18 protein-coding genes are annotated in these 23,459 nt (G+C 47.2%); 2 read left to right on the top strand and 16 right to left on the bottom strand.

What is annotated here, in order from left to right:
• The 14 genes from AC3WU2_RS26840 to mutT all read right to left on the bottom strand — a co-directional run bounded on the left by AC3WU2_RS26840 (window position 1) and on the right by mutT (window position 17,484).
• Window positions 1–792: a nucleotidyltransferase domain-containing protein gene (locus AC3WU2_RS26840; RefSeq protein WP_492458011.1), complete on the bottom strand. Its 792-nt coding sequence runs from the start codon at window positions 790–792 to the stop codon at window positions 1–3.
• 110 nt (window positions 793–902) lie between these two features.
• Window positions 903–1,025, bottom strand: a complete 123-nt coding sequence (locus tag AC3WU2_RS26835; protein WP_492458010.1) for a hypothetical protein — start codon at window positions 1,023–1,025, stop codon at window positions 903–905.
• Window positions 1,026–1,750: 725 nt separating this feature from the next.
• On the bottom strand, window positions 1,751–4,024 hold the full coding sequence (locus AC3WU2_RS26830) for an S-layer homology domain-containing protein (RefSeq protein WP_492458009.1): 2,274 nt from the start codon (window positions 4,022–4,024) through the stop codon (window positions 1,751–1,753).
• Complete coding sequence (locus AC3WU2_RS26825; protein ID WP_492458008.1) at window positions 4,017–5,489, bottom strand: O-antigen ligase family protein; 1,473 nt, start codon at window positions 5,487–5,489, stop codon at window positions 4,017–4,019. The genes AC3WU2_RS26830 and AC3WU2_RS26825 overlap by 8 nt, the downstream gene beginning before the upstream one ends.
• Window positions 5,490–5,923: 434 nt before the next feature.
• Window positions 5,924–7,057 (bottom strand): alanine dehydrogenase, encoded by a 1,134-nt coding sequence (ald, locus tag AC3WU2_RS26820; RefSeq protein ID WP_492458007.1) that lies wholly within the window; start codon window positions 7,055–7,057, stop codon window positions 5,924–5,926.
• Between the two features lie 15 nt (window positions 7,058–7,072).
• Entirely contained in the window at window positions 7,073–8,425 is a 1,353-nt protein-coding gene (locus tag AC3WU2_RS26815; protein WP_492458006.1) for an aspartate aminotransferase family protein, read from the bottom strand.
• Between the two features lie 21 nt (window positions 8,426–8,446).
• The gene (locus tag AC3WU2_RS26810) at window positions 8,447–9,910 is read right to left on the bottom strand and encodes a CoA-acylating methylmalonate-semialdehyde dehydrogenase (protein ID WP_492458005.1); all 1,464 of its coding nucleotides are present in this window, start codon (window positions 9,908–9,910) and stop codon (window positions 8,447–8,449) included.
• Window positions 9,911–10,045: 135 nt separating this feature from the next.
• Window positions 10,046–11,536 (bottom strand): aldehyde dehydrogenase family protein, encoded by a 1,491-nt coding sequence (locus tag AC3WU2_RS26805; RefSeq protein WP_492458004.1) that lies wholly within the window; start codon window positions 11,534–11,536, stop codon window positions 10,046–10,048.
• 5 nt (window positions 11,537–11,541) lie between these two features.
• On the bottom strand, window positions 11,542–12,123 hold the full coding sequence (locus tag AC3WU2_RS26800) for a DUF3156 family protein (RefSeq protein WP_492458003.1): 582 nt from the start codon (window positions 12,121–12,123) through the stop codon (window positions 11,542–11,544).
• Between the two features lie 15 nt (window positions 12,124–12,138).
• A complete protein-coding gene (locus AC3WU2_RS26795; protein ID WP_492458002.1) occupies window positions 12,139–13,572 on the bottom strand; it encodes an APC family permease in 1,434 nt (477 codons plus the stop codon).
• Between the two features lie 38 nt (window positions 13,573–13,610).
• Window positions 13,611–14,786: an iron-containing alcohol dehydrogenase gene (locus AC3WU2_RS26790; RefSeq protein ID WP_492458001.1), complete on the bottom strand. Its 1,176-nt coding sequence runs from the start codon at window positions 14,784–14,786 to the stop codon at window positions 13,611–13,613.
• Between the two features lie 242 nt (window positions 14,787–15,028).
• A complete protein-coding gene (locus AC3WU2_RS26785; RefSeq protein ID WP_492458000.1) occupies window positions 15,029–16,693 on the bottom strand; it encodes a PucR family transcriptional regulator in 1,665 nt (554 codons plus the stop codon).
• Window positions 16,694–16,749: 56 nt separating this feature from the next.
• Window positions 16,750–17,082 (bottom strand): nucleoside triphosphate pyrophosphohydrolase, encoded by a 333-nt coding sequence (locus AC3WU2_RS26780; RefSeq protein ID WP_492457999.1) that lies wholly within the window; start codon window positions 17,080–17,082, stop codon window positions 16,750–16,752.
• Window positions 17,083–17,484: an 8-oxo-dGTP diphosphatase MutT gene (gene mutT, locus AC3WU2_RS26775; RefSeq protein ID WP_492457998.1), complete on the bottom strand. Its 402-nt coding sequence runs from the start codon at window positions 17,482–17,484 to the stop codon at window positions 17,083–17,085.
• 280 nt (window positions 17,485–17,764) lie between these two features.
• On the opposite strand from mutT, the gene AC3WU2_RS26770 reads away from it, so the two are divergent.
• The gene (locus tag AC3WU2_RS26770; protein WP_018758585.1) at window positions 17,765–18,193 is read left to right on the top strand and encodes a MarR family winged helix-turn-helix transcriptional regulator; all 429 of its coding nucleotides are present in this window, start codon (window positions 17,765–17,767) and stop codon (window positions 18,191–18,193) included.
• A gap of 25 nt (window positions 18,194–18,218) precedes the next feature.
• Window positions 18,219–19,877, top strand: coding sequence for an MFS transporter (locus AC3WU2_RS26765; protein ID WP_492457997.1), 1,659 nt, complete (start codon window positions 18,219–18,221; stop codon window positions 19,875–19,877).
• Window positions 19,878–19,953: 76 nt separating this feature from the next.
• Here the strand turns inward: AC3WU2_RS26765 and AC3WU2_RS26760 are convergent, their stop codons facing one another.
• Window positions 19,954–22,143: a DEAD/DEAH box helicase gene (locus AC3WU2_RS26760; protein WP_492457996.1), complete on the bottom strand. Its 2,190-nt coding sequence runs from the start codon at window positions 22,141–22,143 to the stop codon at window positions 19,954–19,956.
• On the bottom strand, window positions 22,140–23,459 hold the full coding sequence (locus AC3WU2_RS26755) for an ATP-binding protein (RefSeq protein WP_379349300.1): 1,320 nt from the start codon (window positions 23,457–23,459) through the stop codon (window positions 22,140–22,142). The genes AC3WU2_RS26760 and AC3WU2_RS26755 overlap by 4 nt, the downstream gene beginning before the upstream one ends.

Here is a 23,459-nt window from a genome sequence, read left to right as displayed (position 1 = left end):
TCATTTCCCCTCTCTCCACACTTCCGTTAATGCTGCTCGAAATAATGCGTCAAGCTCAGCATCCTGCGCGCCTTCCGCGGTCTTAAATTCCGCAGCTTTTTGCTCAAAATAAGCGATCTGTTCTTCAATAAACGTGTTGATGAGATGAATCCGCGGCTCGAAGTTGAGCTCTTCCCCTGCTTTTTTACGAATTAACAATTGTTGAATCATCTTACTTAGGTCCCCATCCGCAGGAATAAGTCGTTCAAAGAGTGTATCGAATGAGATCGGCGGCATTTCGTTATATTGCTCGATCCATGCACAAGCCAGAATCGGACGAAGTACGTAGAAGTATTTCTTGATTTTCACCTGATCGCCTTGCAAGTAATCCCGGTAATTCCCCTTCGCCATATTCAAGTAGTGATGCATACAGGATTTCGGTGAAAACGTTAGCGGCGAAATGCGCCGTATTTGCTCCGCAATCGTGTACTTCTCCAAATAGAGAATTGGCGATTGCAGCCATTCGAGCAGCGGCGGGTTCGACTTACGGAACAAATTCAGCGCTTTCTTCAAATCCCAACCGTTGATATCCAACAGATCGTTAATCGGGCGCTCGATCACATCGCGCTTGTCGAAGATGGACAAATACCAATCCTCCGGACGAATGTAGATGAACCGGACATCATAATCGCTATCCTGGGAAGGAAATCCCCATGCGCGACTTCCAGACTCACACGCACATAGAATACGTACGTTCTCCTCTTGTTCAATGTTACGAAGCTCCTGCTGTATCCTTACATGCATATCTGACATTGCTGTACCTCCTTCATTGTTCTGAAAATCAAAAAGACCATAGACGGAAACCGCCCATGGTCAGAAATTACGTATTCAGAAGCGATGCTTCCACTGATCACTTCGAAAAGTTACAGCCAAGCATCCTCATGATCATAACGGGTCAGGACGATGAAATGCATATGAAATTGTAGATGCTCGGGAACCAATCGTTCATTTAGATTCCATTGCAGCGGATTAGTTGTCGTTAGCATGTTCATCGAACCTCCTTTGTACATACGATTAGTGAAATGATACGCGGGTAACCAATTTTTGTCAACAACATTTAAAATTTCAAGTTCCGATTGGATATGACAGCCGTCGTCTCATACCCGCACACAGTCCCATTATGCCCTCTCTCACGCGGGGTTGGTCCAATAAATTTGCTTCGAATGCCTAGTTAGTTATTCGAATTTCGTACGTTTGCACATAGGGTGGGCATGGGTATGGGTTCCACTCGCTATTCAAATCCTGTGTTATGTAAATGATGATTAATGGTGTTAACACGGATTTCAAATGAGCGGACTTCGACTTATTTAACTGCATTAGTGCAGTTATTTAGGCCCTCAGGCGTCGCTTGGGGCCATTGATGCAGGAAAATAAAGATCGTTATTGAAAACTCAGTATTTACGTAGGTTATAAGAAGTGATTAAAAATTGAAAACACTTGAGTAAGTTTGTTGTTAGTGAATTTAATTTTGTTGGAACTCACGTAAAAGTAAAAATAAAGTTTGTTATCCATATTTACTTGTGTAAATAATTCAAATGCATCAAACACCTACTCGGTTTGATGCTTTAATTATACAAAAAAAAGGTACAGCCCTCAAAAAATTGAGAAACTGTACCTTCTTCACTTCATAGGGACTTTTTCAGTAGTCTCCTTTTGAAGTGGTCTAATGCCTATTTGTAGTAAATGTGTATCTGTAATATGTTAGAGTAATCTAATTAATAAATTCTACCTTTTGCAGGAACCTCTTTACGATCGTCGCCGCTTCAGCTCGTGTCGCATTTTTAGTTGGAGCAAACAGATTTTCATCTGTGCCTGTTATCAGTCCCGCTTGTATAGCTTGTTCTACAAACCGTTGTGCCCAAGGGCTAATCGAAGCTTGATCTGTGAAGTTCGCACTCTTTTGAGGATTCGTTGATGGACCATCCGTATCCTTGCCCACAAAATTCTGCGCTTTAGTGATCATTGCAGCCATCTGTTCACGAGAAATCGGACTATTGGGTTGAAATGTACCATCTTCAAATCCATCAACGAGACCCGCCTTGACTGCTGCCCCAATAGCTCCAGCTGACCAATGAAGTTTTGAAACATCCTTAAAATTTGACTTGCTGCTATCCTCCGGTAATCCTAAAGACCGGGCTAGAAGCGCAGCGAACTCAGCACGTGTAACTTCGGCGTTAGGAACATAATTATTATCCAATGAACCATTCACTACTAACTTAGTAGCTAACAGTTCGATATCCGCTTGGGCCCAATGCTTATCTAAATCTTTGAATGATTTTTTAAGTTCAATTAAAGTAAATATGCCTGTACGATTACTTTTGAAACTAGCTTCCGTTTGGCCATTCTGATTATGAAAGATTACCGGTACAAAGGACAACTTACCATCTGCGCCATAACCAACTCCAGTTACTTTCGATGAATCGACAGTAGATGGAAGCGTGAGAGAACGAACCACATATGCATTTTCAAAATATTCCAAAGGAGTCTTGTTTCCTTGTGCATCCAACGTAACCGAAACATGGTAAGGTTTAGCTAGCATTGACGCACCCAGCTTCTTCGTTTCACTACTCACGGCATCTGTAATTTTATCCTCAAGATTAGCAACTTGAAAGGTGACCTGCAAATCTTTAACACCCACATTCATTTTCTTTGCTAGTTTCTCTGGATCTATTGCATGAATCGGAAGATCATATTTGGATGAACCTGCTCCGATCGAAATAACACCGTCAGGTGTATTATGTATGGCATCCGTTAGCGATTCGAGAGGAATAATCACATTGAGGTTGTTTTCATCGCTTTTTAAGGCCATCTGCAGAATTTGTTCCTTTGGTATTTTACCTTTCAGAAGTTGCAAAGCATCTTTAAATTTATTTTGATCCAGTGAAATTTTTGTGATATGTTGCCCATCTTTATCTGCCTCTTTGGTAACTTTACCTACGATTTTAGACTGTTTATCACCAATTGCATTTGCTGTTATCCAATCCTCAGTCTGAGCCGGGGAAGGCGTTGGTACTGCTGATGATGTTGATGATGTCGGAGGTGTTGACGGTGTTAATGGTGGGTCACCTGGATTTTCAACTGAACACTTGGACATATCACCAAAAGGAGCACCTCCATCATTTCTGCTTGGCGTACCTCCCACTACAGCGTTTCCGATCTGGATGTTGTCAAAATAAATTATCATATTGCTTTGGTCAAAAAAGACGTTTGAATTATTATATATACCACTTACGGGTAACTTCACCTCATTACCTAAACTGGTATTTGACATGGTCAATTCATATTTATGTCCAGCAATAAAGTTGGGCTGAGCCTGGTATCTCACTACCGAATTGTATAGCTGCTGCATACTTTGCAAATACACATCTTGACTAACAGTTACATCTGTAAGCTTAAAGTCAGTAATATCAATATTTTTTAAATCTATCTGAGTATCGTAAGGAAAATAAATTTGGAATCGATTAATATCCGTTGTTCCAGTCGGTGTAAAATCAACCAGCCTTGTACCTGGTTGTAAGTAGGAATTCCCGGCCGTTTCTGTGAAATATTGATTTCCTGTCGCTCTGTAATATCCACTTCGGAATTCATCCTTTTCTGCTAAATCATAGACAGTCCCATAATAATATTGTCTTGTTGGTAACAATTCGTAAGATTGGTTACAGTACGACAACATAATTTTACTAGGTGCTTGATTTGCAGGTAAGTCTGCTCCAAATTCGCCTGTTCTAACTATGACATTATTATCATCATATCCGGAAAAATTTGAAGTGGTGCTGATATAAGTTACCTCAGTTACAGAATTGTTTTGTGTGATAGCTGTAACCTTTACTTTAGATGGATCATTGACATAAACCCCACCACTTAATTTTCCGGAAGTATTATTGTAATAAAAAGAGGCATAAGCCATAATTGGTGAAAGCATGACCACCATCATGCAAATAAGAACCGCGATACTTATTTTTCTCTTCACTGTCCTACTATTCATCTCTAATTTTCTCCTCTTTCCACGATTGATTTACTTTTTCTAAATCTTTTTTTAACTCCTGATATATCTTTTCTAATGGTGCCCGATTCAATGCTGCTTCAAGTTCTACTTGCGCAGCATAGTAATCTTGTAAATTCCTGCTTTGATTTCCTTGCAGCACATAGCTTTTAGCGTGCTCATACATCGTAGTATGCGACCAAGGAAGCATTCTTTTAGCGTTAGAGAAATGCTGATGCGCTTCCTCCCAATGACTCTCAGTTGCACTGCGAACTCCTAATTCTTTCTGTTGGTAACCAATTGAAATAATCAAGGCAAACCCAGTAATGGAAATTAAAACTCCTGCAATGAATACTAAAGGTAGCCTCGAAAGCTTGTACACTTTAGAAAATTCTCCATCCATTACGATAGAAATTATAAATAAGAGAAACCCAAAAATAAGTGGAAAACTGAGATCAAAATCAAAACCAGCATGCAAAAGAAGAACAGAAACCAAGATGATAGTTGATTTGCTCCAATACTTTCGTTCGATACTTAAATGAGGATCGGCCTGTTGTTTCCAAGCCTTAATATAGAACCATATCATGAAGAAAAGGAAGAGCCCTAACCCTATCACTCCTATATCCATTGCAATTTGCAGATAATGATTATGGACATATTTTACAAAGTACGTTGTGGATTGATATTCGTGCTGCAGGAGTCTCCAGCCCCCACCTCCTGTTCCTCCCCACCAGTAATCCCGAATAATCCGAAGACTGTCACGCCAATAAACAGTACGTATTTGCAACTCAGCCGTATCAGGCTGAATGCTTCTAACCCTATGCCAAAAAAACAATAGGTCCTGTTTAATTAGAGCTGCAATAAGGAAACTCCCCAAATGAGCGAAACCAATTGTCACCCTATTTCTTCGATTTCGCATTTCAGGAAACATAAAGAAACTAGCGATTAAAGCAATTCCCCATATCACCCATACCGCACGTGATAATGTAAGTAATATCCCTGTCCCTAAAATCACGAGGACCAATACTTGCGCGAAGCGTCTTTCTTTTAAATAGAAAAAAAGACATATCATCAATGCAACCAACAACAATATAGCAAGCGAGTTTGCATACTGAATTGTAGATTCCAGACGTCCCTTCCTCTCCAAGTGAAAAACGACACCAATAATAACAAGCAAAGCCCCAATCCAAGTCCATAGTCGTAAAAGGCTAACCTTTTCTTCAAACTTCAATGTAGAAACGATTAAACTAAATGGCAGCAGACACGTTATCCTTAATGTTTCTAGCAGAGCATGCTCACGATCAACAGCATAAATAATGGAGATCCCATAAAGAACTACTAGTCCAAAAGCCAGCACAATTAAGGGTGAAATTCGTATTTCTTTGTGGAGGATTAACTTAATACCAGCAGCCATACATAGCGCACATACTGTTAATAAATAACCAAACTCAAAAAAATACCCTTGCATTAACGCACCTATTACAAAAAACAGCGCAATCCAATAACGGATACGCCCAACCTCCTTTTTGGTTATATCAATTAACTTTGCTTCGAAACTAAATCATTTACCCCCCGAATTGATAGTATGTTATGGGTCATACGCCCTACCACATTCCATAATTATACAAAATCCTACAATATTCTACAATATATATTTTTATCGGAACGATTGATATTTTACTCCATAGATTCTATGTGATCTCCACAAAGCCCCCCCCATCTCAAAATAGAGATCCCCCCCGAGGGCCGCTTTGGGTTATTTAACTGCATTTTTGCAGTTATTTGGAGCCTCATGCGCCACTTGGGACGATTTAACTGCAATAGAGCAGTTATTCCTGCCTCGCACTCCATGCCGAGCGATCAGCACAAAAAAAGACGTCCCACTAGGACGTCCCCTTCCTACTACACGCGAATCGCTGCTTGATTCAACACCGTATACACATCCGTAAACGTATAGCCATGCGCATCTGCGACCGCTTTGTACGTCACTTGGCCATCAACAACGTTGATGCCTTTGGCTAGCGCCTTGTTGTCGAGCGCCGCTTGCTTGTAGCCTTTGGTTGCGATTTGTACACCATATGGTGTGGTTACGTTCGTCAAAGCTAACGTGGAAGTTCGTGCTACCGCACCCGGCATATTCGCTACTGCATAGTGAACAACGCCATGTTTCTCATACGTTGGGCTGTCATGCGTCGTAATGCGGTCAATCGTCTCGATCGAGCCGCCTTGGTCAATCGCTACGTCGACGATGACGGAGCCTGGGCTCATGCTCTGTACCATTTTCTCCGTTACGAGCCTTGGCGCACGCGCACCAGGGATCAATACAGCGCCTACGACGAGGTCTGCGTTGCGAACCGTCTCCGCGATATTGAACGGATTGGACATGATCGTCTTCACGCGACCTTGGAACATATCATCGAGCTGACGCAGGCGATCTGGGCTAATGTCTAGGATGCTGACGTCTGCGCCAAGTCCTATGGCCATTTTCGCTGCATTCGCACCGACGATCCCGCCGCCTACGATGGCGACTTTCGCTGGCGCAACGCCTGGCACACCGCTGAGCAATACACCTTTACCCCCGTTCGCTTTCTCTAGAAATCTCGCACCGATCTGAATGGACATGCGTCCTGCCACTTCACTCATTGGAGTTAGCAATGGCAAGCTGCCATTATCCAATTGGATTGTCTCATAAGCAATCGCTGTCACTTTACTCTCGACCAGTGCTTTCGTTAACTCTGGCTCAGGTGCAAGGTGCAGATACGTATATAGAATTAATCCTTCATGGAAGTAATCATATTCCGATGGGATCGGTTCTTTGACTTTCACGACCATCTCCGCCGCCCATGCTTCCTTCGCGGAAGATACGATGCGCGCGCCTGCTGCAAGATAATCTTGATCTGTAAACCCAATTCCCGCTCCTGCATTCGTCTCAACGAGCACTTCATGACCAGCATTGATGTAGGTTACAACAGAACTTGGAGTCATGCCGACGCGATTCTCATTGTTTTTGATCTCTTTTGGCACACCGATTAGCATAATTGTTCCCACTCCCTATTGGTTGTTCATAACCTCTTTAAATGTATTAACAATGAATTCTAGGTCTTCATCCGTACAGGATAACGGCGGCGAGAAGGTTAACACGTTGTTATAGCCCGCAACCGTATCGCCGTTCTTCCCTATAATTAAACCTTTCGCTTTACATTCGGAAATGATCTTACCTACAGCAGGCAGCGGCAATGGCTCTTTGGTCTCTTTATTCTGAACCACCTCTACCCCCATTAAGAATCCGAACCTTCGAATGTCGCCTACGAGCGGATGCTCAAGCAGCTCTGCCATGCCCGCTTCTAGCTTCTCACCTAGAATCCGGGAACGCTCAACGAGATTCTCACGCTCCATAATCTCCAGATTCTTCAGCGCAAGCGCACAAGCTGCAGGCGTACCGCCGAACGTATTTACATGGCGCAAATGACTATAGTCTTCCTTACCCTTAAATGCTTCATAAATATCTTTGCGCACAGCCGTCGCTGATAATGGCAAATATCCACTCGTTAACCCTTTGGCCATCGTCACGATATCTGGCTTCACATCGTAGTTCATATGTCCAAATTTACGGCCAGAACGGCCGAATCCGCAGATGACTTCATCAATAATGAGCAGTACATTGTGGCGATTGCAGATTTTCTGTACTTCTTCCATATAGACCGGATGCGGGACAATGACACCACCGCCTGTGATCGCCGGCTCCATGATGACCGCTGCAATCGTCTCTTGGCCTTCCCAAACAATCGTATCTTCGATCTCGCGCGCACATTGCAGATTGAAGTCCTCTTCGCTCATGCCTGCAGGACGGCGATAGCTATCTGGCGGATGCACATGCACGAATCCCCCGCCAAGCGGCTCATACTTATACTTCCTTTGCGCTTGTCCTGTTGCGGCTAGAGCACCCATGGAGTTACCATGGTAAGCACGATAACGGGAAATGAATTTATAACGATTCGGTGACCCGGATTGATCATGATACTGACGCGCAATCTTGAATGCCGTCTCATTCGCCTCAGAACCACTGTTGGAGAAGAAGACCACATACTCCCCTTCGAGCCATTCGTTCAGCTTCGCCGCGAGCTCGATAGCAGGAATATGGCTCTGTGTTAGTGGATAATATGGCATTGCAACGAGCTGATCATAAGCAGCCTTCGCCATCTCCTCGCGTCCATAGCCCACATTCACACACCATAATCCAGACATGGCATCTAGGTAACGGTTGCCGTTCAGATCGGTAATCCAAGACCCTTCGCCGGAAGTGACGACCATCGGCGGAACGTTCTCATTATAGGGAGACATTGCGTGCCACAAGTATTGACGATCTTTTGCACTGATATCGATTGTTTCACTTTTGATTGACATGTCTTCAACACCTCCGCATGATTAGTAACGAGCTGTGAGCATTTTTTTACGCGTATAGAACTCGACGCCGTCTCGACCATTCGCATGGAGATCTCCATAGAACGACTTCTTATAACCGGAGAATGGGAAAAATGCCATTGGTGCGGGCACACCCAAATTCACGCCTAACATGCCAGCATCGATATCTTCACGGAACTGACGAATCGCCTTCGCACTATCCGTATAGAGACAAGCGCCATTCGCAAATTCGGATTGGTTCGCAATGTCGATTGCCTCTTTCAAATCCTTAGCTCGAACGATCGATAAGACAGGCGCGAAAATCTCATCCTTCCAGATTTGCATACCAGGTTTCACTTCATCGAAGATCGTCGGCCCAACGAAATAGCCCTCACCATCTACTGCTTGATCCAATCGGCCATCACGCGCAAGAACCGCGCCCTCGGATTGACCAATCTCTATATATTTCATCGTACGCGCTTTGTTATCTTCACGAATCACTGGGCCTAAGAACACATCCGATTGCATACCGTTACCGATCTTAATCGCATTCGCCGCTTGTACCAGACGATCAACTAACGTATCCGCAACGTCACCTACCGCAACGACAACCGCACAAGCCATGCAGCGTTCGCCCGCTGATCCGAAAGCAGCTCCGATAATGTTCGTCACCGCGTTATCCAAATCCGCATCCGGCATGACAATCGAATGGTTCTTTGCGCCAGCCAAGGCTTGAACGCGTTTGCCGTTCGCAGCAGCCGTCTTATAGATGTACTCAGCCACAGGCTGAGAGCCAACGAAGGAAACCGCCTTAATATGCTCGTTCTCCAGAATTCCGTTCACGACATCATGGGAACCATGGACGATACTGAGGACGCCTTTCGGAAGACCTGCTTCCTCGAACAATTCCGCTAGACGATTCGCGAGAATCGGTGTACGCTCCGAAGGCTTAAGCACGAACGTATTCCCGCACGCAATGGCAAGAGGGAACATCCAGCAAGGCACCATCATCGGGAAGTTGAACGGAGTAATCCCACCGACAACCCCTATCGGGTAGCGATACATCCCAGATTCTACGCCTGTCGCGATGTCTGGCAGTTGATTGCCCATCATTAATGTCGGTGCTCCCGCAGCAAATTCGACGCACTCAATTCCGCGTTGAACCTCACCATAAGCTTCTTGATAGCTCTTGCCGTTCTCCATCGTCACGATCTTCGCTAGCTCTTCCCAATGCTCCACGAGCAATTGCTGATAACGGAACAAAATCCGTGCTCGGCGCGGAACGGCAACACTCTTCCAGCTGGCAAACGCCTTCGCCGCTGCTTCCGCTGCTTGATCCAACTCTGCACGACTCGAATGCGGCACCTGCGCGATGATCTCGCCCGTTGCCGGATTAGGCACTTGATCATAACGGCCGCTCGTGGATTCGATCCACTCCCCGTTAATATAGTTCTTTATGGTCATGACTTGCGTCTTTACTTCAGACATTTGCGTACCCTCCTGCGATTTTTGATGTAAAAGTTACCTTTAGTATAGGGACTTCCCTCATGCAAAACATTAGACAGGATGTTAGGAAGAAACATCAAACTTTTTACCACAATAGAAATTGTATGCTCCTACTGCTTAATGTCTGAACCAACCGGAAGGCGCCGTCTGCAAAGACACATTAATTTGCTTCGTCTCTAGATATTCTTCGAATCCATAGGTCCCTAGCTCACGGCCGATACCGCTCTGCTTGTAACCACCCCATGGCGCCTCATTGAAGGTCGGATGATACGTATTAATCCACGTAATCCCTGCACGAAGCTTACGGATGACGCGATGTGCCTTCGCTACATCATTCGTGAACACGGCGCCCGCCAAGCCGAACTTCGTTCCATTCGCGAGCGCAATCGCTTCCGCTTCCGTTCGGAAGGTCTGAATCGCCAATACCGGCCCAAAAATTTCTTCCTGTACGATTCGCATATCTGGCGTGGTATCACCGAAGATCGTCGGTGCGACGAAGTTACCGCGGTCGAGCCCGTTGTCCATGATACGGTAACCTCCACACAATAACGTTGCGCCTTCGTTCTTCCCAATCTCGATATAGTCCAGCACACGCTGCATTTGGCGCTCACTAATGAGCGGTCCCATCTCTGTTGTCTCTTGCATGCCATCGCCGACTTCAATCAACTGTGCACGACGCACCAATTCCGGAATGAATGTCTCGACAAGCGATTCTTCGAGCAATAACCGTGATCCCGCAGAGCAGACCTGCCCTTGATTCGCGAAAATCCCGAATAACGCATAATCCACCGCCGTATCGAAATCCGCATCCGCGAACACGATATTCGGCGATTTGCCGCCCAGCTCAAGACCCACCTTCTTGATGGTCTCGGCAGCGGTCTTCATGATCTTAATCCCTGTCTCTGTCCCGCCTGTAAAAGCTACCTTGTCTACAAGCGGGCTGCTCGCCAGCTCATGTCCGACCGTTGCCCCTAAGCCAAGCACCAAGTTCAATACGCCCGGAGGACATCCCACTTCGTCAATGATCTCGAAGAGACGAATCAGCGTAAGCGGTGTCTGCTCCGCTGGTTTAATGATGACGGTACATCCCGCTGCTATAGCAGGCGCAATCTTCTGCGTTGCCATCACGAGCGGATAGTTCCACGGAATGATCTGACCGACAACGCCTACTGGTTCGCGTACAACCATCGCTTGGATCTGATCCGGTACATCGTAGGTCACACCATGCGGTTTGGACGCGAGACCCGCATAGTAACGGAACTGATTAATCGAATCGGTAATATCGTACTCCGCTTCACGCAGCGGCTTCCCATTATTTAGCGTCTCGAGCTTCGCGAATTCTTCTACCCGTTGTTCAAGGCGATCTGCAATTTTATGGAGCAAATCTGCACGTTCTCTAGCATGCATCTCTGGCCAAACCCCTTGATCAAATGCTGTTCTCGCCGCTTGAATCGCAGCTGCCGCAGCTGCATTGCTACCTTCCGTCACAACAGCGATAACTTCGCCATTCGCCGGATTCACAATTTCTCGCGTCTCTCCGCTTATCGCCGATACCCATTTCCCGTTAATATACATATTCTCGATTGCCATTGGTTCTTTATTTAACATGATGGTCATCCTCTCATAAGTAATTGTTGATGTTCAATATGTACCGCAATTAATTCCATACATCGTACCGTATTGCTTGCTTCCTCCGCTGATGGTTTCCTTGCATAGGACATCGGCGGAATAAGTACCCAGATGAAATCGCCATAATTCGGCGCGATCCGGACGGTCCACCTCTGCGAAGTGCGATTATACTTCAGCTCCATCTGATCAACGTCCATCTTATTGCATAGCTGGATCAACTCTGGATCCCCATTCAACAATTCGGCAAGGACACTATCTCCAGATACGAGCAAGAATTGTGCCTGATTCTGCCCCCGGTTCGAACCTCGGTACTGCAATTTGATTCGTGCATCGGAGGCAAGGGAAATACCCGGAAGTGTGAACTCCCAGGTATAAATATAGACGCGTCCCATCCATTTATTAATAATGTTGTGGTAAGCCTTCATCGATTCCATGCCATATTGCGAACCGTCTAATTCGATCGCATTATCTTCCACATGTAAAATCGGAATCATAGCTTGGAATTTCTTCACGATCTGGTTCAATGCCTGGTTCGCACGTCGATCCACGATGCTATATACGCCCATATCGGTTTCCCCCTTCTACGCTGTAATTTGTGAATTCGGATCTTGCTCGCTGCCCGTCACAGCTAAATCATCGGACTCGCTGCGTGATTGAATGCCGCGATAGACTTGATCGAGCGGCACCGGTGTAAAAAGCTTCTGCCCTGTCATTTTCAAGTAGCTGATCGCGAATATCAAAATCAAAGCAATGGTCACAAGCGAAATTTTCAATACGGTTGGATTCACATATAAGGTATAGATCATGTAGATGCATGCAAGAATGCCTACGATTTGTGGAAGCGGATACAGCGGCGTACGGAATGGACGATGTTGATTCGGATACTTCCGGCGCAGCACGATCACGTTAACTTGGGCAATGATGTAGGACATGAGCCATGTTGCACAAGCCACATTAATCATCGTCGTAATGAAGCCGATATTGGCATTATTCAGACCCGCATAAACAAGAACGATCGAGATTAATGCCGTGACGAAAAGAATGCCATACCATGGCGTTCTTGTTCTTGGGTGCAAATAAGAGAAGAATTTCGGCATCAAGCCCTCTTTGGACAAGCCGTACAACATTCTTGGAATCGCCATAAGATACGTATCGCAGGTTGTAATCGCAGCAAGGATTGATACGACCCCCATCAGGATCAATCCTGCTCGGCCTAGCATGGCTTCAGCTCCTGCGACGTGAGGAATCGTCGAAGCCGCTAGTTCATCGAGCTTGATATATTTCGTAATGCCGAGACCAAAGAATAAGTCTACGAGCCAAATCGTCAAACAACCGAATATCATCGCCATTGGGATCGTTCTACCCGGTCTCTTCACTTCCTCGGCAAGCGGGGCGACGAATTCCATCCCGATAAAGAGCCAGATCGCTGCACCGAGGGTCTTGAATTGATCTCCCCAGGACATCGTCGAAAACGGCGGCTGTACAGGCAATTGACTGTGCAGCCCAATGCCTGTCATTCCCCATAGACCAATCAGACCTAGCAAGCCCATCATGCCCAGCGCCAGTATCGTCTGCACTTTGCCGAATACGCCAACACCCGCCATATTGACAGCGACTAAGGCAGCCAGGATGACCACGACGGCCAGAACCCATGGGATGCCGGTCAATGTCTCAATACTCTGACCTCCGACAATCATGTTCGTACCGCCATCCGTTCCGACGAGGACGATATATCCCGCGAGTACCGCGAACATCGCTGCTAACTTTCCTAACGCAGGTGTCGTATACTCGCCAATCATCCCCGCTCCCGGGATCATGGCAGCTAGCTCAGAGTATGATAAAGCTACACATAAAATAACGATAAGAGCGAAAAAGGCAATAATACTAAATGCAGGCCCTCCAACACCATAACCGTTTCCTAAGGAAACCATCGCTGTACCGGAGACGACCAGCCCTACTGACGCCGAATAAGCTGCCCAGAAACCCAATGTCCGATTTAACTTGACTCCACTCATTTATCTTCCTCCTCGAATGAGAACACCGATTCACACCGTTAAGCTTGTACTCCGATTTGACCATAAGCTTTGTGAAATAATTGAAGATAATCCTCTTGTGTCGCTGGACGCGGATTACTAGGGGCAGATACATTCTTGGTGGCACCTTCGGCCAGATACGGGAAATCAGCTGGATTGATGTTATGTAAATCCCTCATTTTGGGGATCCCCACGGTTTCAGCCAGCTGCATGAGTCTAGCGACTCCCTCCGCAGCAAGCTCCTCATCCGACTGACCTTGGCGAATTGCGCCTAGGCGCTCTGCTACAACGGCATGCTTCGCAGGGTTCGAAGGGATGTTATATTCGAACACATAAGGTAAGAGGATTGAATTAGCCACGCCATGCGGGGTATCATACAGTCCGCCGAGGGCTTCTGCCATGCAATGAACACCGCCTACGTCGGAATTGCCAAAAGCGATGCCGGCAATCAGACTTCCCATAAGCATATTCTTGCGCGCTTCTAGATCTGTGCCGTCATGTACAGCCTTCGGGAGGTTGGTAATAATCATATCCATGGCATATAAAGCAAGTGCATCGGTTATTGGCTCAGCAATATTGCATGTATAGGCTTCAATGGCATGTGTCAATGCATCCATGCCTGTCGAGGCTGTGACAGATGGAGGCAAAGTGAGGGTCAATTCTGGATCGAGCAGTGCGAGTACAGGAGCCACGTGAACGTCCAGAATATTCATTTTCAAATTGGTAGAAGTGTCTGTAATGACAGAGAAAAATGTGACTTCACTGCCTGTCCCTGCCGTAGTTGGAATACATATCGTCGGTGTTATTGCATGCTGCAATGTGTTGAGCCCATACCAATCTTGAATCGAACCGCCATGACTGAGCAGCGTGCCTACCGCTTTTGCCGTATCCATTGAACTGCCCCCGCCAAGACCGATCAGCAGATCAACGCCTTCTTGACGCGCGAAATGATAAGCTTCCATACAATCCGTGTCGCGTGGATTCGGTTTCGTCTTGTCATACACTACATAATCCACGCCTGCCTGCTCAAGCACATCGAATACTTTCTGAGCAACGCCGTACTGGATTAATCCCTTGTCGGTCACGACAAGCACTTTGCTCCCTCCGAACTCTTTAACGCGATGACCTAACTCGTTGATCTTACCCATACCAAACGCAATACGTGTCGGTACATTAAATTGGAAATCCCATAGCATCCCTTTGACCACCTTCCTGAGTCGTTGTGCAAGAGGTATTTGAAAGCGATTACAACAATTTTAATGTGCTACGAAATTAAGTATAAATTGTTTTAGGTTCATTGCATTAGACAGAGTGTTAAGTAGAATCTTTCACTTTTTTGACAAAAATGTCGAAAATGTGTCGTGTCATACGACAAAACGCCTACCACATCCGCATTCGGCTGGTAAGCGTTTCGGTACATATCCATATCGTAATGAACCTAATCCTGATTCGATAGCCGTTCCGGATTCAGCATCTGATAGCCGCGAAGCGCGACCTGCAGGGCGATGCGGTTCTCTGGCTGGATAAAGTCTGCACCGAGCAATTCTGCGATCTTCTCAAGGCGGTAATAGAGTGATTGTCTGACAATGAACAGCTTTTGCGCGGCCACTTGCTTCGATCCATCATGGTCTAGATAGACTTTTAACGTGCGAATCAATTCGCTGCCTCTCGTTACATCATGCTCGATTAGCGGGCCCAGATAGCTATGAACAAAGGATTCTAGCATCTCTCTGTTATCGATATTAAATAGCAGCTGGAAGACACCCAACTCTTCGAAGAACATCACGGGCTTCTTGAAGCAAGGATAGAGCGAGATCGCCCGAATTGCCTCTTGGTAACTGTGATGAGCATTCATTAATTTAACATAAGAACGGCCAACACCGATGAGCAGATCGATACCGCCGATTTTCTCATCCATCTGAATTTGTTGTAGCGACTCAAATACCTGCTGTAATCGAATCTTCGACGGACGCTTCGGATTCAGATCAATCGCAACAAGGATAAGGCGGTTATTCTTCAGCGTAATGAGAGGCAGGAAGGAATGCTGCTCGAAGATCGAACGGAGTACCATCGATAGATGAATCCCAATCGACTCGGTCCCCTCTTCCACCGCATGAACAGACTGGTCGCCATGCTGATCGAATTCAATCAAGCACACGCGATAGTTCGCCTCGTTCAAGCGTTTGAAATCTGTACCCATCAGCGACTTAATCTGATCCTCGTCCTTAATCCGGACATGCAGCAGGTCGTCCACCCATAGGTTCTCTGTATACAATTTACGTTCTTCCATATAACGTTTGCGCAGCAAATCCTGCGCAATGGATAACGAAGCGGAATCAAGAATGAGGTAATCATACTCCTGCGGCGGATGTTCGAGCACCATGACGATGTAGGCCCATGTCTTCCCTAAGGCACCTACAGATTGCAGGATCATGGTCTTGTTATCGAACTCCCACTCCATTGGCACGACATTGGGTTTATTCTCTGGCATTTCCGGAATTCGGTTCGATAGCGCTTCCAAAAAACTCTTCTGTTTCTGGATCGGCAGCGCTGGGTTGAAGGTTGGTTGCCCCTGTGTCGGGACGTAGATAACTTGCGCTTTGGTACTCGTATGTAGCAGCTTAAGGACATTAGTAACCCCTTGCGAAGTTAAAGTAAGTCGATGGAATTCCCTTGACACACTCTCTAATTCTTGCAGAATGCGATGGTGACTATTAATGATCATCGAATGTAGATCTTGCGTAATATCCACAAACCGAACGGTATGCGGGAAAATAATGAGTGGCAGCTGATGTCTATTGGCCGCCTCAATCATCGCCTCAGGTACTTTGTCAAAAAATTTGCCCAGCTCAATACATAGACAAGAAGCATTCTGCTTCGCTAATTCCTCTACATAACTCACGGCATAAGACGGATCGGAATGAAAGCTAATACCTGTCGTCAGAATTAATTCTTCTCCATTGATCAATTGGTCGAAATTCGATACTTCAAGGATATGAACCCAACGCACGCGACGGGCTAATCCGCCAACACCCGCGACCACCTTCGCATTCTGAAAAAGAGGACGTTGTAAGATGTCATGAACGGTTAGAATGAATTCCATAAGCGAACTTCTCCTCCCCTAAATCACCCTCATATTACTGGAAATGGAGAATTTATTCAATCCTCCACCACATCGATCAAATAAATACGATCTTGAAAACCCCCGCGCTCTGCAGCCTTCTTCGCACGGATTTGTTCGAGCTCGTCCCAAGAGGCCCCATGTACAGCCGCTAACGCTCGGATGACCTCTAGGGTATCAGCCAGTTCTTCAAGTGCCTCTCCATCATTCTCCGCTTCAAAATATTCCTGGGATTCCTCGCGATATTTGACTTTCAACGCTTCCTTATAATCGGAATCTTCTAATACTCTCATATTCGCTCTTTTGCCTCGTGCCTCAATGATGTGTGGAATCAAGTCACGAACGAGCTTGTTATAGGTATAGGTTGGCATTCACTTCTCCTCCAATTCTGCTTGCAGCATCTGAACAAACAATACATCCGCTGGCGCAAAAGCGATCTCAGTAAGTTCCTCACGCCGTACCCAGCGATACGCATCATGGTCGATGAGCCGGATATACCCTCGGAGGTAGATCACTTTATAGGCAATTAACCGGATATTCGCCGTCTCATATGGATGTTCGTGCGTGCCGAAATACGATTTTATCGCTACTTCGATCTGAAGCTCTTCCATCAGCTCACGGCGAATACAAGCTTCGATGGATTCACCGGGCTCTATTTTGCCGCCGGGAAACTCCCAAAGTCCTGCCTGCGATTTCCCTGCCTTCCGTCTCGCGATCAGAATCGAACCTGCTTTATTCTCAATAATAGCGGCTGCTACGTCAATCCATTTCATATCTTCCATCCTCATTCTGCATCTTTTTCTTCTATTAGAATATCATTTGAAGCCTTTTCTGCCACCCTATTATTTACGTTTTTCCCTGTTGGTACACTTTTCCTTTACCTATTGACGTTTTAAATCAAAAGATTTATACTGTCTAAATATTCGATAGTGAATTGTTTTAGTCATAAAAAATATGTGCCGCAAATAAACTGAGCATTGGGGTGGGCTGCTGCTAGCTGCTGTTGAACATGCTGAATCGTGCATACCCCGAAGCCATTCGAGGAGAATCAACATGCCGATCAACACAGAATTGGTTGAAGTATCTACCTTATTTAAGACGCTAATCAAGAGCATGTCTCAGAATTGGAACAAACGTATGGTTCATCAATTGACCCTCCCTCAATTCAAAATGCTCTTCAAACTGGAGCAGCATGGTCCGCAGAAAGTGTCGCAGCTTGCAGAAGCCTTGTGCATTACTTCAGGTGCCGTGACTGGCGCAGCCGACCGACTATTGTCGGAAGGCTACATTGAACGCACACGTGCAGAAGATGACCGGCGCGTCGTCTACATTCAGATTACGGAGGAGGGCAGACAGATCACACATCAAGTGATGGAAGACCAAAAAGAAACCATCGCGATGTTCTTCGGTTCATTACCGGACGAAGATATCAAGCACTTGAAGCGCATTTTGACGACAGTGCTTGCGAAGATAGATAAATAGAGTAAAAGGAGTAGAAGAAAACATCATGGAGCATTTATCCTTGAAACGTAAAATTACGATCATGGTCGCCATCATGGCAGCCATGTTCTTCGCGGCGATCAATCAGACGATTGGCAGTACCGCCATGCCGCGCATTATTTCCATACTGGACGGTATGGATCTATACACATGGACGATTAACATTTATTTGTTGACGTCGACGATCGCGACCGTATTGGTCGGTAAATTGTCCGATATTTATGGACGTAAACCATTCCTGCTAGCCGGGATCTTATTCTTCATGGTCGGGGCCTTCTTGACCGGGACATCATCCGATGTCTATCAATTTATTACGTATCGAGGGATTCAAGGGATCGGCGCAGGGATTATTATGGCGACTTCCTTTACCGCTGTAGGTGACTTGTTCCCGCCGCGTGAACGTGGTAAATGGACTGGACTCATGACGGCCGTATTCGGATTCTCGAGTGTCATCGGGCCTACGCTCGGTGGTTATATGATCGATAACATGGATTGGCATTGGATCTTCTGGATCTTCTTACCACTTGGTGTTGTCGCATTCTTCATGATTATTTTCTTGTTCCCGAAAGTGGATCGCAAAAAATCAGAATCGATTGACTACTTGGGTTCGATTTTCCTGACAACGTCACTCGTTCCATTACTTCTTGCCTTCTCTTGGGCGGGCACCGAATATAAATGGGGATCACCGCAAATCCTAGGATTACTCGCAGCTACGATTATATCTGCCATCATATTTATCTTTGTCGAGAAACACGCGAAAAGCCCTGTGCTTCCGCTGTCTTTATTTAAAAACGGTATCGTTACCGTATCCAACTTAATTGGCTTCATGATGAACTTCGGAATGATGGGCGCCTTGATCTACTTGTCCTTCTTCGTGCAAGGGGTTCTTCAAATTTCGCCGACTTATGCAGGTTATGTCACAATGCCAATGTCCATCTTCATGGTCATTACCGCTGCCATCACAGGTCAAAAGATCTCGAAGATCGGGAAATATAAACGCTTCGCTATGCTTGGCATACCGATCATGATCGCTGGTATGGCCATCATGGTCTTCATGACAAATGTAACGACGGCTGTAATCAGTATGATCGTCTTCGGTATTGGTCTTGGACTCGGGATGCCGGTCTTCTCTCTCGCAACGCAAAATGCCGTACCGCACAAGGAAATCGGTGTTGCAACAGCATCATCGCAATTGTTCCGTAACTTAGGTGGTACAATCGGGATTGCTGTTATGGGTTCCGTTATGGCGACGAGCCTGAAGCATAATATTACAGACAAAATGCAGTCCGCTGCAGCCCATGGCGTCGATATGACGAAAATGGATCCGAATATTGCAAAGCAATTAGCAGGATTCGCAAATCCGCAGACCTTGATGAACAAACCACTGATTGATGCGACGATGGCGAAATTGCCAACTGATATTCAACCGTTGTTCACCAAAATGCTGGATATGATCCGCGATGCACTAAGCTCCACTTTGTCAACGGTATTCTTAACAGGTACGATTGTGCTAGTCCTTGCGCTTGGCTTGGTCTTCTTCTTGAAAGAAATCCCGCTTCGTACTTCCAATTCAACACCCGCACCTGCTGCAGGTGACGGGCAAGCGAAGACTGAAGGTATCGATGCAAGCACGAAGCAAGTGCTCGCAAGTGATAGTATGAACTAATTCCATCGTATGTTATACGAAAAGGAGCTCCGACCAATAGGTTGGAGCTCCTTTATTGTTCTAATGCTATGACTACCTATTCTTGCGCGCGCAGTGCCGCGCGCAGTCCTTCCACATCCAGTCCATCCTCAGCAAATGCCAAGCGAACCAGTTCAGGTAAGACAAATTCATCATATTTGCCTAGATAAGGCGACTCATCGGGTTTCAGCAGTCCCATCGGGTCCACATCGTGCGTACATTCGGCCTGAATTTCTGCCAGAAGATTCTCTGCATCGGCTCGCCCCGAGATGACCATATAATACGGCTCCATCGGTACGATCGAACGTAGCGAAAGCCGATCTGCCAGTCTATGCTTCACCAGCCTCTCCAACGTACGGAATGGCTTCGTACCGATCCATGGCAGGATGAACATCGAGTCTCCGCCTGCAGGGATGACGGTCTTCTCCAGCAAGCCGCTCTCACGAGCGAGTCGCCGTGCACGTTGCAGACGATTCACGGCACGCGGAGCAAGATACGGATAGATCGTATCGTCCGCTAGCACATCTTTCATTTTGCGCATCACTTCCGTATGAATGTCCCCTCTGCCTCCGAGCCATAACGTATCTACTTTGCCCAGCGATGGCTTCACATAGACTGCCTTGTGTTTGCGATCAATCTCGATTACCTTCCACAGCTTGCCGGCAAGCGAGAAGCAATATTCGGGCGGTGGCACCGTCGTAATGGAGCCGATCTCTTCCGAGCCGTTATAGACGACATACTCTTCGTCATCTTGGAAGACCGCATAGAATCTGTAGTTATTTACGGTCTTCTCCCCCGTCAGCCCGATAATCAGGCCACCCACTTCGGTCCGCTGCAAGTGATCGGTCTGTAGCAAATATTGCAGAAACTGCTGATATTCATCCGGCGAAATATGCTGGAATGGGGGCAACGACAAAATCATTCGCGCGAGGTCCTTCGGCTCCGCTTCCCCCATGCTCTTCAAGACGCTCATCGTCTGATGATACAGCAGTCCGACCGGCTTCTTTCGAAGGCTGAGCGGCTCCACCCACTTGTGCCGTACATACAACTCGATAATGGCAATGGCTCGCATCAGCGTCCAAGGCATCCGTGCGGGCAGCTGTGCCTGCTCGTCCTCCTCTTCGGGAATCACGAACATCATCTCCGAAGGCATATCGCCGCGCCGCCCGGATCGACCGAGCCTCTGCACGAAGCTTGAGCAGCTGCTCGGCGACTCCAGCTGCACCACCCGCTCGAGCTCGCCAAGGTCAATCCCGAGTTCGAGCGTCACCGTCGCCATCGCTACGGCTGGCCCATGGCCTGTCCGCAGCGCTGCTTCCGCTTCTTCTCGCAGCATGGCAGAGATGCTGCCGTGATGCACATGGAACACATCCGGCTCCTGCCGCCTTGCCGCCGTGCGCCGCAGTTCTAGGGTTGCGACCTCTGCGTCAGAGCGGCTGTTCGTGAAGACCAGCGCTTTCTTCAGCCGCGTATGATCGTAAATGTAATCGAAGTAAGCACGGCTTGCATTCGCAAGCTGTTCCGCTTGCTCTTCATCCCTTGCGCTTGGGAATGAGAAATGCTCAATGGATAGGCGAAGCTTACGTCCTCCTTGGGGGGCAACCACTTCAACCCCATCTGCTGAGCCCGCGCGAAGCCATTCAGATGCCGTAGCATAATCACTCAGGGTGGCGGACAGTCCGATTCGCCTTGGTCTGCAGCCTGCCATACGTTCAATCCGAGCGATCTCGCTAAGCACCTGCATCCCGCGATCTGCGCCCATGAAGGCATGGACTTCATCGATGATGATGTATCGCAGATCATGGAATAAGGCTGGAATGGCGTTCGGCTTATTCATTAAGAGCCCTTCGAGCGATTCCGGCGTAATCTGAAGAACACCTGAAGGATCCCGCACAAGCTTGGTCTTCTCAGACTGTGGAACATCGCCATGCCAATGCCAGACCGGGATGTGTGCTTCTTGAAGCAGTTCCTTCAGCCGTTCGAATTGATCGTTAATGAGCGCTTTGAGTGGCCCGATATAGAGAATGCCGACCGATTGTGACGGCTGATTATGCAGTTCCGTTAGTGCCGGGAAGAACGCCGCTTCCGTCTTCCCGGATGCGGTCCCAGATGCGATGAGCAGATGATTCGGCGTATCGAATAACACCCGGCACGCTTCGACTTGTGCTTCGCGAAGCGTGTCCCATCTTTTCCGATAAATATATTCTTGAATGAACGGCGCCAGCCGATAGAATGGATGATCACTCATAGCTCGAACTCCGCCAAGAAATCATCAACTTCATCGGGATTCGCTGCGGCCGGCTGCACATGACGTTCACCTAGCAATACTTCAAAGTTGCTATCCGGATGCTGATGCAGCGTATGCAGCAGATCTAAGAAATCGCGCACGATCTCACGCGTCGTTAACAGCTCGTCTGCCCCGAGTCTGCCGACGGCTAGCTTCATGAAGGCGATCATCTGATCATCGGTGACTGACGGCGTGTAACCGAAATGCAGGGCATGAATTTGTCTTAATCGCTGCAAGAGAATCAGGATTTCCTCATAGGACAGCATATCCAGCTTCAGAATCGGCCCCGCGTAATTACGTAATTTGTCTTTCGCATATCGACCTTCAATCAGGCGGGAACGCAATGCTTCATAGCTGTACAAGCCCCGGCGCTGATCCTCCACGAACTGCGGCGTGCCGCCCAGATAGATGCCGAGATGCTCTGCTTTGCCCTGCATTGTATCGTTGAACATCGTCAGCAATTTCTCGTAGTTGCTCGTACGGGAAATGCTATTCGATATTTTGTACAAATTGACGCCCTCATCGATGAATAGGAGCAATCCTGCATAACCGATTTTCGCGGTGAACTCCGACCATAACTTCATATAATCATACCAATTGTCGTCATCGATAATAACACCCACGCCAAGCGCCTGCTTCGCCTCCGTCTTCGTAGGGTATTCGCCGCGCAGCCAGCGCATAGCCGATTGTTTCCGCTCATCGTCACTCATGCGATATCCATTCCAATACGCCGATAGCACGCGAGCAAAATCAAACCCGTGCACCATATTCTGCATCTCGTTCGTGACATGGACAATGCGTTGCTCCACTTCAGCATTCAAGGCAGGATCATCCATCGCGAGACCTTTCTCCTGCATGACTTGCTGTTGAAGTGCGCCGAACCATCGTTGCAGCACCGTCTCGAGTGCCCCGCCGTCAGGTCTCGTACGCGTGGACAAGTTCATCATGAGCTCACGATACGTAGCCAGACCTTGGCCTTTCGTACCGACGAGCCGCCGCTCCGGGGATAAATCACCGTCCGCGACCACGAAGTTACGATCCATCGCATAGTTACGGATCGTCTGCAGCAGGAAGCTCTTGCCGCTTCCGTAACGGCCTGAGATAATGCGGAACGCCGCCCCGCCCTCCGCGATATTATCCAGATCCGATAGAATCGCCTCGATCTCCGGTTTGCGTCCGACCGCTACGTGCTCTAGTCCAATACGCGGCACGACACCCGCCGTTAAGGAATTGACCAGCGCTGTTGTGACACGCCTCGGGATTCTAATCTCTTGCAT

It is taken from the genome of Paenibacillus sp. EB106-05-06-XG162, assembly GCF_058791655.1.
The sequence above is the reverse complement of the archived record's forward strand: the minus strand, read 5'-3'. Positions and strand labels throughout refer to the sequence as shown.

Excerpts from the sequence above, each read along its gene's own strand:
- AC3WU2_RS26840 (WP_492458011.1), bottom strand. The coding sequence starts at position 792 with ATGTCAGATATGCATGTAAGGATACAGCAGGAGCTTCGTAACATTGAA.
- AC3WU2_RS26835 (WP_492458010.1), bottom strand. The coding sequence starts at position 1,025 with ATGCTAACGACAACTAATCCGCTGCAATGGAATCTAAATGAACGATTG.
- AC3WU2_RS26830 (WP_492458009.1), bottom strand. The coding sequence starts at position 4,024 with ATGAATAGTAGGACAGTGAAGAGAAAAATAAGTATCGCGGTTCTTATT.
- AC3WU2_RS26825 (WP_492458008.1), bottom strand. The coding sequence starts at position 5,489 with ATGCAAGGGTATTTTTTTGAGTTTGGTTATTTATTAACAGTATGTGCG.
- ald (WP_492458007.1), bottom strand. The coding sequence starts at position 7,057 with ATGCTAATCGGTGTGCCAAAAGAGATCAAAAACAATGAGAATCGCGTC.
- AC3WU2_RS26815 (WP_492458006.1), bottom strand. The coding sequence starts at position 8,425 with ATGTCAATCAAAAGTGAAACAATCGATATCAGTGCAAAAGATCGTCAA.
- AC3WU2_RS26810 (WP_492458005.1), bottom strand. The coding sequence starts at position 9,910 with ATGTCTGAAGTAAAGACGCAAGTCATGACCATAAAGAACTATATTAAC.
- AC3WU2_RS26805 (WP_492458004.1), bottom strand. The coding sequence starts at position 11,536 with ATGTTAAATAAAGAACCAATGGCAATCGAGAATATGTATATTAACGGG.
- AC3WU2_RS26800 (WP_492458003.1), bottom strand. The coding sequence starts at position 12,123 with ATGGGCGTATATAGCATCGTGGATCGACGTGCGAACCAGGCATTGAAC.
- AC3WU2_RS26795 (WP_492458002.1), bottom strand. The coding sequence starts at position 13,572 with ATGAGTGGAGTCAAGTTAAATCGGACATTGGGTTTCTGGGCAGCTTAT.
- AC3WU2_RS26790 (WP_492458001.1), bottom strand. The coding sequence starts at position 14,786 with ATGCTATGGGATTTCCAATTTAATGTACCGACACGTATTGCGTTTGGT.
- AC3WU2_RS26785 (WP_492458000.1), bottom strand. The coding sequence starts at position 16,693 with ATGGAATTCATTCTAACCGTTCATGACATCTTACAACGTCCTCTTTTT.
- AC3WU2_RS26780 (WP_492457999.1), bottom strand. The coding sequence starts at position 17,082 with ATGCCAACCTATACCTATAACAAGCTCGTTCGTGACTTGATTCCACAC.
- mutT (WP_492457998.1), bottom strand. The coding sequence starts at position 17,484 with ATGAAATGGATTGACGTAGCAGCCGCTATTATTGAGAATAAAGCAGGT.
- AC3WU2_RS26770 (WP_018758585.1), top strand. The coding sequence starts at position 17,765 with ATGCCGATCAACACAGAATTGGTTGAAGTATCTACCTTATTTAAGACG.
- AC3WU2_RS26765 (WP_492457997.1), top strand. The coding sequence starts at position 18,219 with ATGGAGCATTTATCCTTGAAACGTAAAATTACGATCATGGTCGCCATC.
- AC3WU2_RS26760 (WP_492457996.1), bottom strand. The coding sequence starts at position 22,143 with ATGAGTGATCATCCATTCTATCGGCTGGCGCCGTTCATTCAAGAATAT.
- AC3WU2_RS26755 (WP_379349300.1), bottom strand. The coding sequence starts at position 23,459 with ATGCAAGAGATTAGAATCCCGAGGCGTGTCACAACAGCGCTGGTCAAT.